At 28.5% G+C, this 15,197-nt stretch carries 15 protein-coding genes and 1 pseudogene; 3 read left to right on the plus strand and 13 right to left on the minus strand.

All coding sequences use genetic code 11. The features are described 5' to 3' along the window. The first annotated feature begins 99 nt into the window (after positions 1 to 99). Entirely contained in the window at positions 100 to 417 is a 318-nt protein-coding gene (locus tag KEC93_RS17450; RefSeq protein WP_012059619.1) for a hypothetical protein, read from the plus strand. Between the two features lie 120 nt (positions 418 to 537). On the opposite strand, the gene KEC93_RS17455 is transcribed toward KEC93_RS17450, so the two are convergent. Then, entirely contained in the window at positions 538 to 999 is a 462-nt protein-coding gene (locus KEC93_RS17455; RefSeq protein WP_077869988.1) for a GNAT family N-acetyltransferase, read from the minus strand. Positions 1,000 to 1,148: 149 nt separating this feature from the next. Beyond that, complete coding sequence (locus KEC93_RS17460; RefSeq protein WP_077869987.1) at positions 1,149 to 1,469, minus strand: DMT family transporter; 321 nt, start codon at positions 1,467 to 1,469, stop codon at positions 1,149 to 1,151. Positions 1,470 to 1,610: 141 nt separating this feature from the next. Here KEC93_RS17460 and KEC93_RS17465 point away from each other — a divergent pair. Next, positions 1,611 to 3,220: pseudogene (locus KEC93_RS17465) on the plus strand (IS1182 family transposase). Positions 3,221 to 3,679: 459 nt separating this feature from the next. Here the strand turns inward: KEC93_RS17465 and KEC93_RS17470 are convergent. The 10 genes from KEC93_RS17470 to KEC93_RS17510 all read right to left on the minus strand — a co-directional run bounded on the left by KEC93_RS17470 (position 3,680) and on the right by KEC93_RS17510 (position 13,103). Further along, complete coding sequence (locus KEC93_RS17470) at positions 3,680 to 5,026, minus strand: TPM domain-containing protein (RefSeq protein ID WP_077869712.1); 1,347 nt, start codon at positions 5,024 to 5,026, stop codon at positions 3,680 to 3,682. A gap of 807 nt (positions 5,027 to 5,833) precedes the next feature. After that, a complete protein-coding gene (locus KEC93_RS17475; protein WP_065416036.1) occupies positions 5,834 to 6,112 on the minus strand; it encodes a hypothetical protein in 279 nt (92 codons plus the stop codon). Positions 6,113 to 7,265: 1,153 nt separating this feature from the next. After that, on the minus strand, positions 7,266 to 8,147 hold the full coding sequence (locus KEC93_RS17480) for a penicillin-binding transpeptidase domain-containing protein (RefSeq protein ID WP_077869710.1): 882 nt from the start codon (positions 8,145 to 8,147) through the stop codon (positions 7,266 to 7,268). 197 nt (positions 8,148 to 8,344) lie between these two features. Continuing rightward, positions 8,345 to 8,473: a hypothetical protein gene (locus KEC93_RS26755; RefSeq protein WP_276517140.1), complete on the minus strand. Its 129-nt coding sequence runs from the start codon at positions 8,471 to 8,473 to the stop codon at positions 8,345 to 8,347. A gap of 126 nt (positions 8,474 to 8,599) precedes the next feature. Then, positions 8,600 to 8,818, minus strand: coding sequence for a hypothetical protein (locus tag KEC93_RS26575; RefSeq protein ID WP_238892703.1), 219 nt, complete (start codon positions 8,816 to 8,818; stop codon positions 8,600 to 8,602). Positions 8,819 to 9,014: 196 nt separating this feature from the next. Further along, positions 9,015 to 9,845, minus strand: coding sequence for a 4Fe-4S binding protein (locus KEC93_RS17490; protein ID WP_077869709.1), 831 nt, complete (start codon positions 9,843 to 9,845; stop codon positions 9,015 to 9,017). A gap of 56 nt (positions 9,846 to 9,901) precedes the next feature. Next, a complete protein-coding gene (locus KEC93_RS17495; protein ID WP_077869708.1) occupies positions 9,902 to 10,648 on the minus strand; it encodes an AAA family ATPase in 747 nt (248 codons plus the stop codon). Positions 10,649 to 10,700: 52 nt separating this feature from the next. After that, entirely contained in the window at positions 10,701 to 11,165 is a 465-nt protein-coding gene (locus tag KEC93_RS17500; RefSeq protein WP_236892009.1) for a hypothetical protein, read from the minus strand. 329 nt (positions 11,166 to 11,494) lie between these two features. Beyond that, positions 11,495 to 12,313 (minus strand): type II CAAX endopeptidase family protein, encoded by an 819-nt coding sequence (locus KEC93_RS17505; protein WP_077869707.1) that lies wholly within the window; start codon positions 12,311 to 12,313, stop codon positions 11,495 to 11,497. A 217-nt stretch (positions 12,314 to 12,530) separates the two neighbouring features. Then, complete coding sequence (locus KEC93_RS17510) at positions 12,531 to 13,103, minus strand: class I SAM-dependent methyltransferase (protein WP_077869706.1); 573 nt, start codon at positions 13,101 to 13,103, stop codon at positions 12,531 to 12,533. 264 nt (positions 13,104 to 13,367) lie between these two features. Here KEC93_RS17510 and KEC93_RS17515 point away from each other — a divergent pair, with 264 nt between their 5' ends. Continuing rightward, positions 13,368 to 13,568: a hypothetical protein gene (locus tag KEC93_RS17515; RefSeq protein ID WP_172462701.1), complete on the plus strand. Its 201-nt coding sequence runs from the start codon at positions 13,368 to 13,370 to the stop codon at positions 13,566 to 13,568. Between the two features lie 146 nt (positions 13,569 to 13,714). Here KEC93_RS17515 and KEC93_RS17520 read toward each other — a convergent pair whose 3' ends face one another. Next, complete coding sequence (locus KEC93_RS17520) at positions 13,715 to 14,875, minus strand: hypothetical protein (RefSeq protein ID WP_077869705.1); 1,161 nt, start codon at positions 14,873 to 14,875, stop codon at positions 13,715 to 13,717. Positions 14,876 to 15,197: the final 322 nt, after the last annotated feature.

Genomic DNA, 15,197 nt, shown 5'->3' on the forward strand with positions numbered 1-15,197 from the left:
TTTAGAGCATAACTTTTAATGAATATTTTTATTACATCCTCACATAATAATTTTAGTTATATAGTATATACCTTAAAATTATGAAAGAAGGCTTATCAAATGAAAAAATTCATATATACTCTTTCTATCTTTTTACTCCTATTATTTACCTTTAATACAATAACAATTACCGCTCAGTTAAAAACGTATTCCCAGGGCTTTTATGCCATGAAAGATCTGAATTTAAGAGAAAATGTTAGCTATAAAGTCCAGAATCATGAGCCTTATGTTGAAGGGCTATTAATAGTTGTCGATGCTGATAGAAAAATACAACAACTTATTCGAATACCCGCTAACTCCACTGAAATTCCTATAGCCCCTCTTAAATATGATTATAAATTTATAATATATAATAATATTCTTTTGACTTTTTCTTAAAAGGCACTTCTGCAGTGCCTTTTTAATTTACTTTAACGCTCAATTTTCTAAAATTACACGTTATTTTAGCTATAAAATATACCGCAAATTCTCTTTGAACAATAAGGTAAGTATAAATACTTACAATAATTTTTTCATTACAAAATTAGTTAATAATTGCCCCTTTCTTTCAACTTCTTGCTGCCTCACTATATGATAGCCACGTTTTTCAAAAAAAGGCTTTGCTGTTATAGATGCTTCCACTGTTATAACTTTAATATTATTTTCTTGTGAATATTTTTCTAACTCACTAGCAATCATTGTCGCTATTCCTTCACCTTGGTAATCTTTGTGGACAAAAAGTTTGTCAAAATATCCAGTATGATCTAAGTTACCAAACCCTACTATACTACCAATATCTTCAGCCACAATAGTATAATCTTTAGAAAACGATTTATTCCATTTAGCTATATTAATTTTCTTTGGCGCCCAAGCATCAAGTTGAGATTTTGTATAATCCCTCACATTTATAGAATGTACTGTTTCATAAAATAATTTAATTATTTCTTCACAGTCACCAGTTTTATATATCCTTATATTCATATCATAAATTTTCTCCTCTTTTTAACAAAATTTATATTATATTTTACTTATTATATCACTCCGTAAATATCATATTGTTCAATTTTTACAAGACTTTTTTTATTGGTTTCTTCAATAATCCTATATATATATTACTATAAAATGATTAGTTAATGTGAAGATACAATCTTTAATCCAACTATCCCAATCACTATAAATCCAATACAAATTAGTCTAATTATCTCAACAGGTTCTTTAAATAGTATCATTCCTAAAGCTACAGTTCCAACTGTACCAATTCCAGTCCAAATTGCGTATGCAGTGCCTAAAGGAAGACCCTTTAATGCCAACGATAAAAAATAGAAACTTGCTATCATACCAATTATCGTAAATACACTTGGTATAAGCCTTGTAAATCCTTCTGAATACTTTAAACCTATAGCCCCTCCCGTTTCAAATAAACCTGCAAAAATTAACATTAACCATGTCATAAATTTCACTCCCCCTATAATATTTAAAAATAAAAAAAGGGGCTGTTGCAAAACTAACATAGTTAGTTTTGTAGCGGCTCATTTTTTTAGATATAAAAAATGTGAATTCCGAAGAACTCACATTCATTGTATAATTTACTTATGCTAAAAACCAAATTACACAATAAAGATTATACTGAGATTAATGATAATTTTCAACTTATATTACCATTAAATCTAGAAAATTTAATACCATCAGATGATTCAGTCCGCTTGCTAAGCCATGTATTGGAGGGATTAGATTACACGAAGTTGTATAAGGCGTACTCTTCCGTTGGAAGAAAACCGGCAGTGGAACCTAAAATTATGTTCAAAATAATATCATATGCTTATTCTCAAAATATTTATTCAAGCAGGAAAATCGAAAAAGCATGCAAAAGAGATATAAATTTTAAGTGGTTACTTCAATGTTATAAGGCACCGGATCATGCTACAATCAGTAGATTTCGTAAAGACTATATTTCAAATGAGGTAATTGAAGATTTATTTTATCAACAAGTTAATTATTTAGCAAATCAAAATGAAATACTATTTGAAAATGCATTTATTGATGGTACTAAAATCGAAGCGAATGCTAATCGTTATACATTTGTTTGGAAAAAAACTATTTTAAAAAATGAAGAAAAAATGTTTGATAAAATTCTTGTTCTTTTAGAAAATATTAACCTTGGAGAATTAAAAAAATTTACTGTTCAGAAAGAAACATTAATAGATGATATTGATAAAATTCTTCAATGGCTTGAATATGAAAAAAAGAAAAGAAACATAGAGTTTGTTCATGGAATTGGTAAAAGAAAAACCAAAATTCAAAAGTGGACAGAGCAACTATCTGAATATAAAGAGAGAGAAGAAAAATATAATTTGAGTAAAAAAATATTTTCAAAAAGAAATAGTTATTCTAAAACTGATCCAGACGCAACTTTCATGCATATGAAAGATGATCATATGAGAAATAGTCAATTAAAACCTGCATATAATGTGCAAATCGCAGTTGAAAGTGAATACGTAACCGGCGTCGGAATATTTGATGATAGAAATGATATAGCAACATTAATACCTATGCTTAATAATATGAAAGAAAAAATTGGTCGTAAATATCTTAATATAATTGCAGACTCAGGTTATGAAAGCGAAGAAAACTATTTATTCTTAGAATCAAATAAGCAAACTCCTTATATAAAACCACAAACTTATGAGAAGTGGAAAAAAGAAGTTTTAAAAATGATATAAGTAAGCGCGAAAATATGAAATATGATGCTGAATCGGATTTTTATATTTGTCATAACAATAGAAAATTAATACCTACCTCTATTATTTATAGAAAATCCGCAAGTGGATACAAATCAGAAGTAACTGTGTATGAATGCGAAAACTGTGATAATTGCGATTACAAAGTAAAATGCACAAAAGCAAAAGGAAATAGAAAAATGCAGGTTTCAAAAACTTTTGTGGAAAAGCGTGAAATATCCTATAAAAATATTACAACTGAATTTGGAACTAAATTAAGAATGAATAGATCTATTCAGGTCGAAGGAGCATTTGGAGTTCTAAAAAGTGATTATGAATTCAATAGATTTTTAACACGTGGAAAAAATAGCGTTCAAACTGAATTTATTTTGCTTTGTTTTGGTTATAATATTAACAAATTACATTCAAAAATACAAAATGAAAAAACTCAGAATCATCTTCATGAATTGAAACCTACTGCCTAATTATGGAATAAATTAACTAGGCTTATTTTAGTGTGCTTAAAAATCAGAATTCTTTAAATAATTAATATTGTATTTCAAATATTTGGAGATTTGCTGGCTTAAACCGAAAAGGAGCATCGCTCCTGATTAAAATTTAATCATTTTGCGACACTCCCTTTTATCCTTCCGTGAACATAGTATAAACTATGCGTTTTCTCTCGGACCTGCCAGTTACAAACTGCGGAACCCTAGAAAACTTAAATATATAATTAAATTATAATTTGTAATCTGAAAATTGTAAATTAATTTTAGCACAATACAAATGTTAAATTAACTCTTTGTGTAATTACTTATCAGTAAATTCTGCATCCATAGCATATTCTACTGATATCACCTCATTCAATTTTTATATGATGTAATTCCATTAGTTACTTTTGCTTTAAATTTACTTAATAATAAATTGGTTTTGTCCATCTTATTTTACCAATCACTAGATCCAGAATCTGAGCTAGATGATGAGTCATCTGAACTTGAACTCGAGTCGCTATCTGAATCCCAACTAGATGATGAACTATCTGAATCTGAACTTGAATCGTCATCTGATCCCCAACTAGATGATGATTCTTCTGAGCTTGAACTTGAGTCGCCATCTGAGTCCCAACTGCTTGTACTATTATCTGAATCCCAATTACCAGATAAATATACTGAATCGCTACTTGAATCTGATGATGAGTTAGACTCCTTAGAACTGTTGTTATCCAAGCTATTAGAATTATATGATGAAGTTTCCCTATAATGTTCGTTATCATCTCTATATCCATGTTCTTCATGATAATGCTCATCATAATGTTCATGATGGTTACGTGAAGATTCAGATACCATTTCACCTACGATCATACCTTCTAGAAAATCATTATTACTATTGTTGTTATTTATTATAGTAGTATTATTTACATGGCTACCTGAAGGATATGTATCATAATTGTTTGATGCATTATCTGATGTCCTTGTTGAGTTATTATTAAAAGCTGAATTATTGTTATTAAAATTAGAAGAAGACTCATTATTGTTTCTATAATCCGAGTCATTTCCATGACTTGAATAATTTTGTTTTGTTTCACTTTTACTTATATTGCCTGAATGAAATGAGTTATCATCAGAATCTAAATATGATTCTAAATTATTTTCCTCAGCGAATTTCCTTTTTCTTTCTTCATAATCTTTATTCATTTTATTTTTTATGACTTTAAATAATATTATTGCAATTAATATAATAACTATTATAATAACAAATACCCCAAAATAATTTGTTTTATGGGATACAGTTTTTGAATAACCATCCTTTACCACTTCAGCTTTGCCAGTATTAACTGCCTTAGTTGTAACTTTTTCATCGAGTGCCTTTCCAACTTTCATAATTCCACTATCAAAATTGTTAGCTTTAAAGTCTGAATTTGGTAATGCAACAATATTGGATATATCTGATTGAGACAAAATGTCATCTGCCTTATCGCCAACTAAAATTTTATTTTTCTTATCACCTATTGATGTTACAAATAAAATGTATTGCTCTCCACTTATATTGCTCTTTGCATATTCTTTCGAGTAATCATCAATACTTTTTCCATTCAATGTTTTGACTACATCAAATTTAACTATTACATCTGTATTCTTTTCTATTTTGGCTAAGTTTTCTTCAACAGTATTAATAGTATCTTGTTTTAGAACTTTGGCATCATCTACTATATGCTTACCTGCTGCATACACCCCAATTGTCATTAGTAATAATAATATTAAACTTGATAAAATAATCTTCTTTACTTTCATCTCTTTTCCTCTCTTTATTATAATTTATTTTTGATATAGTTAGTTTATATACTATAAATTAACTATAATTTTCCTTAATTTTAAAAAGTCTATTGAGTATTCAATTCACTTAAATTCAGATATCTTTTCACCATAATACTTTTCAATTTCAAAATTATTACTCTTGATTATATTAATTATTAACTTTAAAAATTACTGTAAATTGTTATAAATTATATATTTATTATCTTCATATATGCTAAAATCAACAGCTTGTACTAATTAATCAGTTAATTTGAATCTAACTTATATATACAATTTTATTGACCGTTCTTTGATTTTAATACAGATCATTATAATTTATTGTCATTAAATACAACAAATACTGTAGTTCCGTTAGTCAATAGAATTCATAATAAGTATATGAAAAAGTTCTATAAGTAATTGTTTTCATTTTATATCGTAACGCCTAGACTTACTATATTCATAAAAAAGCTCTCCTCTTGCATTCTCCTGTAAATTTAAACTCAATTTCTATTATGAATCAATTATAGCATAATTTGTAATAATTTTATTATTAGATTTTCAAATTATATCATTTTTTGTCATTATTTATTTTAAATATGATATATACTCTTCTAATGTTTATTAGTATTTTAGGCACAAAAATACTCCCTTTAATGTGGACAGATCTTTAATTTTAATCTGTTTACATTAAAAGGAACATCTCACTTCTAAAATAATTCTATGCTTATTTATTGTATAAAACTAAGCTTTAATTATTTCACTATATTGGATTTTATCCTCATAGTTATCGTAAATATATTATTACTTAATCTTTTTATTATTAAATGGCAATATAAAAACAATAAAGTAGAAAGTTGCTCCAGCCAAAAAAGATTTAAGCAAAAAGTGATATTCTCTTGAAGAAAAGTTCTCAATAATTAATGTGCCAATAATATTAAATACTGCAGCAATTAGAAATAAGCTAATTCTCATATGTCTTTTACTATTTATTAATCTCTCTATACCTAATTTTTGACAAAAAAAGTCCGTTATAAAATATGCTACAAAGCAAGCTACAAATCCTAAAAATAAGCTATTCATAAAGATCATTCCCCTTACCATATAAATTGCAACCAAGTTATTTCCCCTCTATATTTCTATTATAGCATATACTGTAAATGTATTTTTTGTTTGTCCAAAATTCAAAAAATGTATTATTTATTTCTTCTACTAAATATTTTTACACATAGCTGTAACAAACAGCCACTTATAATTACTAATATAATATAACTAGTTATATTGTGTTTCAATTTGATAATTTCAAATCCTATATAGAAAGTTAAAAAAAATAACACGAATATAGTTAGAGAATATATTATTCGAAACATCTTATTACTTTTCATGTATTATCACTCTCCAATGAATTACTATTATTAATTGTGCGGTTAGCTTGTCTTACTCGCTCACCATTGTCAGTGAATTAATTATTTTGAACTAGAATTATGCTTTTAATATTCCATACTATTATTTTAACATTATTAGTTCAAAGCCAAGCATTCCTGTAATAAATAACCTTAAAAAGTTTTTATTATTTTAAAATGTCTTTCTATCTAAAATATAATGAAAAGAAATAATAAATGGAATTATACAAATAAATCCTACCGGCATTTGCATTGGAAAGTTAAAGTAGATTCTTTTATGGTAATAGGCATTTGTAGATAGAATTGATAATAAATATCCCAAAATTGTACACGTACAAATCTTTTTCATGTGATTGCGTTTTGTGATAAAACCTAATATAGTTCCAATAAAACTAATAATCGCTAGTGTACTCATCTCTAAAACAGTACTATGCCATAGTGAAACCCCTGCCGATAATTGACTTAAGTCATGCAAAAAAGACATATAGAAAAAGACGATTATACTCATTAATAAGTTTCCTATAAATAGACTTAATTTACTTATACAAGTTAGCATTGGCTTAAAAAAGTTATTTATAGTATTCACACCTTTCTTTATTCATATATATTATAAGTGAAAATTCACTCTTGGCTAAAAATCCTGCTCAAATCCCTAATTCTTCACTGATTGTAATATATTTTGTAAAGGTAGTATTACTTAATTTTCAAAAAATATCACTGTAATTTACTACGTAAAATTTTAAAATTGTATAATAAAATTACATACTACGCTTTTGCTCTTGATTACTTTTATACTAAATCTGCTATTCATTTTCATCTTATAAAACTTATACTTATTTGTAATATTGGTTTATAATCTTAAATGCAATTTCTTTTGCCTTTTGTCCTGAAATTTCATTTCCCTTACCTTTATTTAAATGAACTGCAAATGAATACTTTTCATCTCCCTTTTCAATCATTCCAACAAACCAGGCATTATCTTCGCCTCCTGTACCCGTTTTACCATATACAAAAACATTATTAATTTTATCTACTAACATTATTTCTTTAAGTATTTCAATATTTTCGTTAGAAAAATCAGTTTTGCCATCAAAAATATTTGATAAAATCTTTACTTGTTCTTTAGGTGAAATTTTCAAGGAAGACTCTAACCAAAAACCATTTAATTCTGGAAAGGAATTAATACTTCTACCTCTCCATTCACTTATATCACAGTTTCCATAATGAATTTTATTAATTTCTTCTTGCATGCTATCTTGGCCAACTTTATCTATAACAGATCTAAAATACCAAATACAGGATGCTTGAAAAGCCTCTTTTAGGTTCAAATCTCTATTCCAATCATCTATAGGATATTTAGTTCCATTATAATTCATTTTTGTTTCAGCAGAAGTTAGTATACCTTTCTTAAGACCGATTAATGTTGAAATTATCTTAAATGTTGAACATGGTGATACCTCTTTTTGACATGCTTCTTCATTATAAATTTGATATTCTTTTTTATTATCATTTAAAAATATCGCACACCCTTGAATACCACTAAAGGCTTCGCTATAGTCAACAGCTTTTATTGTAAAATTGTCACTAGTAGACGAATTTGTTAAACTCTCTTTATTATCAACTAATTTATCATTTAGATTTGCATTTTGATTATTACACCCAATCATCTGCATGCATATCATACAAGTTAACATAATATTAGTAATTTTTTTCATTCTAAATATTCCTTCCTGAATTTAATGACAAGACTACATAAATATTCATGTTTTTTCACAAATAAGTTATAACATATTTCATATTATGTATAATACTGAATTAAAGATTGGTACCCACTTTTTACTATGTCAATTCTACATATTGTGCATAAAGAAATATGTAAATTTAACCTCCTAAATAATAATATTTTGGCATATTATCTAATATATATTTCTTCATTAACACTACTATTTCTTACAGAAGCACATTTTCCACTTAATTTACCTTGATTATCGATATTTAAAATAACTACTTCATATTCAAAATTTATTTCACCATATGCCAAAAGCATCTGTCTATCATGAGTTGTACCAATTTCATGTAATTGAACTTGATTATTTACGGACCAACTTAAGTCATATAAATCATCACTTTGATCCTTTCTTATAATTTTTAGATCAAAAAAAGGAGATTAATATTCTTTTATAAAGTACCTAACCTTATAATTTCCTTCAAAACTTTCGCTTGTTTCATTCCTCAATGCAACCCCAGAACCTAATGTATCAAAGTTCTGTGTTGAAGCCCAAAGAGCTGAATTTGACCGTAAATCTCCTATCTGTTTATACACACCAACTCCAGCAATTGGAACTTGCTTTAAATATCTTGATACAAGTAGCTTGTCATCGATCAATATTCAAATTCCAGAGTACTCATAGCTAGAAATTAAAGATAATATATAGTAAAACTATTAATTGTATTTCCCAGTAAATAACTGAATACATATTAAGGTAATTTAAAAATTCAGGAAAACATATAGATGGAATAAAATCATCAAAGCAAATTAATTGTAACGTTGCTCCTGCCAAAAATTAATATAAATATAATATTCATTTTACATTATGCTGTTTAGGTATTCTAGATTCACAAGGTACATCTATCTGACACTTTCCACAGCCATATCTTGGCTTATGTTTTTCCATTGTTTTGTCCAAAAATTCAGAACATATAATATGATTCTTCCCATTTTCTATGGATATTGCATTAGCTGGACAATTTTTTACGCATTTACCACACATTGAACAGTACTCATATATATTTTCGTATTCTCTCTTATCAGGTGATAAGTATAATTCTGTGATAATGCTGCCAAGTCTTCCTGATATACCTTTCTTTGTTATAAGACCTTTAGAAAGTCCGAATGTTCCAAGTCCGCATACAAAAGCAGCATGTCTTTCAGACCAGTTGCTTGTAAATTTTTCTTCATGATTTGGATGATTAGCATTTGACCAGAATCTTTCATCTAAAGTAGGTACGACACTGTTATATCCTGCATTAATCAACTCAGACTTTAAATGCATACACAACTTATTTAATAAACTCTGACCTTCAATACGTCCATGAAGCCATTCTTCAGAAGGCCATGACATGTTCCTTCTATTTCCTTTTTTAACCGCTTCGCTAAATGGTAAGAAAAATGATATCACAGTTTTTGATTGTGGTAACCACTCTTTTGGAAGCATGAAGTGTTTTCCAATTGCTGATGGTTGTTTCAATAATGTAAAGTACTCATCATCAACAGAACCAAATGCCAGAATTGGAGCATCAAAAATTTTCATTCCTACAACATTTTCTGAAATAGCTATTTCCTTTGTTATATAGTTATCTTGTGAATTCTCAACAAAGTCTTCTGCGGTTTTTATAAAATATTGTTTATCCATCTTTCCCATCCCCCTAATTTATATTACTAATACGCTATTTAGTTCTACTATGTAATCTATTCAAATAAATAACCCATCATCTTTTCAGGATTTTCTAAAAACTTTCTTGTTATCATATAGTTATCAGTCTTTTTATAAGGAGTTTTCGTAATTCCATCATCATCAATAACAAATATATCTGCACCTGGGTATGCCATTAATATTGGTGAATGAGTTGCAATAATAAATTGTGATCTTTTCTTTACTAGTTCATTAATAATAGTAAGCATAGCCATTTGTTTTAGAGGTGATAATGCAGCTTCTGGTTCATCCAAGATATATAATCCATTTCCACTAAAACGATTTGTCATTAGTGTAATGAAGCTTTCACCATGTGACATCTTATGTAATGATGTACCCCCATAACTCTTTATAACAGGAACTCCCCCAGAGCTTTCTAAATCAAGTTTCTCTATTTCTGTAGCTACATTATAAAAACTTTCCGCCCTTAGAAAGAAACCATCGCGAGGCCTCTGCACACCTTTAACTACAGTAATATATTTATATAAATCTGAATGTGTTTCTCTTGATGAAAAACAAAAGTTTTTAGTTCCTCCTTCTGCATTAAATCCACTATTAACAGCAATAGCTTCCAATAATGTTGATTTCCCGCTACCATTTTCACCAACAAAAAATTTTACATTTCTTGATATGTCTAAGCTGGTTAAGTTATTAACTACAGGTAACTCTTTAATATAGCTATCATCTTTATGAATTTCTTTCTTGAGACGTATTTCCTTTATATACATATTATCATATAGCACTCATATATCACCTCATTGTTCCTTTTTCCATTGAAACGTATTTCTTATCCCATTAATTTATAAGTTTTTTTAGAGTAATATAGTGAAGAAATTCTTCCTTTTTATTTGAATAAGGATCACTTTCATTAAACTCAAATTCAATTGAAGTCTTTTGCTCCTTATCAATATATGTGACATCATATCCATCACCGCTACCCATAAAATCTGAATAAGTTTTTTTTGCATAATTATCACCATAAGCCTTTAATACATCTGAAAATTTAGACTCTGAGCCTATGCCTCTACTTGTTACAAATTTTGTATCATCTGACTTATTAGGATATCCAACTGATATCCAAGCAACTTCATTATCTTTATCTATTTGGAAATATGCATAATACGGATAATTATCAAATTCTAAACCTCTTAATCCATTTTTATTAATATTATCATTTGTCAATTTTCCAAATTTCTCTTCTAAAGCCTGTATATCAACTTGTTCCATTAAGCAAACTCCAGCCAAACTATCATCTTTCAAATTTGTACTTTTTACAAAAAGATATTTCTCTGGAAATAAAATATATGCTATACCAGTTAGAACAGCTAGTATACTTGCTATAATTAAATATTTCCTCTTAATTGCATTTCCCCCTTTCGGGTTATTTTCCCAATTAAATTTAGTTCTTTATATAATCTGATGCATTCTTATGCTCAGATGGGTTTGAATGTTTAGAGTTATATATATCTACAACCTGTTTAATCCCATCAGCAGACATATGTGGTATGTATTTTTCAATATATCCCCAATTACCTGTTTTTTGAATTGTATCTATAGCTTTTGCATCTGCTTCATTTGCCGAAATGCCACTAATATTTCTCTTTATATTCTTTTCTAAATTGCCTTACAAAATATAAAATCATCATTGCACCTAAAATACATCCAAGTACACCCTCTCCATTTATTTTTATTATATCTCCACTTATCATCCCAGATGTGTTTGTATAAATATCACCAAGCATCAAAGGATTAACCACATTCCACACAGAGTGCAGAAATAATACTGGTAATAAACTCCTTGAAGAATAGTAACAATAAGATGAAGGAAAACTATATGTAAAGGCAGCAAATGCTTGAATAACACATAAGAATAATGGATTACCTATTCCAGTTGCTTTTGCCAAAAGAAAAACAGCAGGAATGTGATACAATCCCCATACTACACCCACAATTATAGTTGCTTTCGTTTTACCATACTCTTTTGTTAATCTAGGAAGTAGATATCCCCTCCATCCATATTCTTCTCCCAAAGCTAAGAATAATCCGACAACTACAGACACTATTAGAATTATAATACTTTTGAATGTGAATTCCTTGTTTATACTGATATTTCCGATACCAGTAAGTTGAGCTATAAATGAGCAAATCCCTATAAAATCAATAGGGTAGAAAATTCCAAACAACACTGATTTTAAAGTTGTGTCTTTAAATAAATTTGCTTGATGGTCATTTGTAATCTTATTAAAGATAATAGCTAATATTGCAGGAATGAACATGATTAAAGCAAAATCATTTTTACCTATATTAGGATTAATAAACAACATAATTGTAATAATCCATGTAATTAAAAGAACAGTAATAATATATACTTTTTCAGGATCTTTTCTTATAAAATTCTTAACAGTCATAGTTACCTCTTTTATACAAATGATAATCTTAATATTATTGCTATCAAGTTGCCCATAATTAGAACAAATTACCTATATTACTTTCACATTTTACTTTTAAATTCAAAATATAAAATATTATACAAACATATATCATTCAACTCTTTAGAAAACATCTGCATAATTTACTACATCAAATTGGTTAAATAATGATTTAGCTCTATTTATATATTGTGTCTTACGCTGATCTTTTACGGAAAATATAAGTGACAAAAAATCCTCTATCATCTTCATTTTCTATATTTTCAATTAGCTCAAAGGATCTCTTTAAATTTTCAAAATCAGCTGGCTTAATAAGATCCTCTTTTCTAATTTTAGAATCAATCTTATGCTTATGCCCAAAACCACAAACAAATAAAATCCCATTATCAGTTATATGATTTTCTAAGTCTCCAATCTGCTCTTTACTTAACCTGTAATGATTGATTAAGATATTATCAAATATTCCAATATCCTTTAAAGAATTAGATACACTTAAGTCAACTTGCTTTGTATTAACTAAATAATTATTTCTTTTAGCAAATGTCTTAAGCCTATCAAGAGCTTTACTACTAAAATCAACACCTGTTACTTCGAATCCATTTTCAAGTAAAAATAAAGTATTTCTACCATCTCCACATGCTATATCAAGAACAGATCCTTTTTTGAAATATGTAATATTTTCAGTTACCGATTTTTCTGGATTTAGTGGATTACCACTTCTATTAGCAAATTTATTATCCCAGTATTCTCTATTTCCCATATACTCCATCTTGTTTCCTCCAACAATACATTGCGCAATCATTTGCCATCCTTTATTAATTATAGTATATTTTGTAAGTATTTAATATTTAATTTTCAAAGAAATATTTCTACTTTATATAAAAACTTCATTCTTTTTATATAGAACTTTTCAGTAAAATTTTCATAGTCATATGGAACAAATACGTATTCATTTCGGTTAGGTATACGCATAAGTGCAAATTTCATTGCGGAACTATATATAGATAACCTAATTATAAGTTAGATTTATACTATGAAATGTATTGTAACTAGAAATAAGAATTCTGCTTTTGTGAAATGTTTCATTAGGAATTTGATGGTTTTGATTCTTAGATTAAAAGTTGTTCCAAGTATGCTAGTTCAAAGCTTGCCTTTGAGGCTAGCATATTGGACGCAACTTGTGATCTTAGAATCATCCATCATAATTTCCTTAGAAACTGGAGCAATAGCATAATCCTTATTTCGGCGAGTCATATACATAAGTTCAGGTCTTAATTAGGGTATCTGTAATAGTATTTATTAAACAAAAAATATCGCAAATTCATCATTAATAATGAATTTGCGATATTTAGACCTGTAGCTTATTTAATTTGACAACTATTATCTTTTCAATTGTTCAGCAAACGACTTTCCTACTGGATCAGCGTCAGCTAAACATTCAGGATCTCCTGCAATCAGTCCTGCCTTCTCATGCCAGAACTCGCTAAACATTATATATAGTGATTTAAGCCTATCTATATCGCCACCTTCTGCTAATGTTTTTGCAAGGAAATCAATGGCGAAATACATTGTCTTACTTTCATAATATAGATGCGGATGCGGACCTGGGGCATCTATTACCCATATAATTAAGTTTCCTACCTTTTGCAAACCATAATGAGGGGTTATACCAAGCTCTTTACAGAATGGAATGAGCTGATCATTAAAGTCTATCTTTGAGCGACAATTTATAATAACTAAGTATTTAGAAAAGCTATTTCTAGATAAAACATGAGTAAAATCCACACGCCCTGCATCTCCATATTCCTTTTCATAGGCAAGATCAATACCAGTACATTCTTTAAAATTAGCAAGTGCACTTGGAATAAAACGCGTAAGATCAAGTTGTGGATTCGATGCTATTGCAACGCTACCAGATATTTTTTCAGCAGTAAATAAACCAGATGTTCCTCCTGATGAGACTGAATAAAAAATGATATGCTCATTAGGTATGCATAGGCGTTTTGCCACTCTCATAACAAGCTTTGCCGTAGCATCGCGGTAATCTCGTTCTTTCGTTCCATAAAACCATCCAACAGAGATGTCAGATTCAAAGTACATCGGGTCTTCAATACTTAACAAATGTCCCTTCAGAAACGTAGACCATGACCACTTATGAAAACGTGGAAGTGGACCTTTTGCAATTGTCTTATCATCGCGCATGGTATCGAGCACAACGTAAAGATAATTGTATTCGCTTGCTTGATAAAAGCATTCAAAATGTGCACCATCAACCTCTGTATCGAACCTGCCTTCTGGAACTCTATCTAACTTTTCAGAATCAATATGCACTCTTTCACCTGTGATGGCTGATACATCAGCAGATCTGTATTTCTCACGTCTGCATGCCTCCAGCTTTTCAGCAAAGTTTCTCTCGGTGCCATCACTGTTGTACTCGCAGGCTATATTTTCAAGAAATTCTATTGATGGTAGGATGTCACTATCATCCATTTTCTTATTATGCTTAGCAAAGTATTCTGGATTTTCTTCATCTTTTTTCATAACAATCAGTCCTTTATTTTCTAATCTTAGAGTTTATTAATTTTCTTAATTATACAGTGAACTATAAAAACATTTTATCAGAACGTTTGTTCTAAAACAATCAATTTATAAAAAATAAAGTAGCTACATCACGCTCATTCTTAATCATGTTTTTACAAGCTAGCATCCTCGTAATCATTGATATAAATGACTTTAAAAATAGAAAGTTTTTATACTTTCCAAAATAAAAAATGAAGGTTTATTCTGAAACATGACTTTCATACAGCTCCATATACCTTATTGAAAAGAAATAAAATTCCCGACTGATTATTCTAAACGAACT

Origin of the sequence: Clostridium beijerinckii (assembly GCF_018223745.1) — a bacterium.
GTDB lineage: Bacteria > Bacillota > Clostridia > Clostridiales > Clostridiaceae > Clostridium > Clostridium beijerinckii.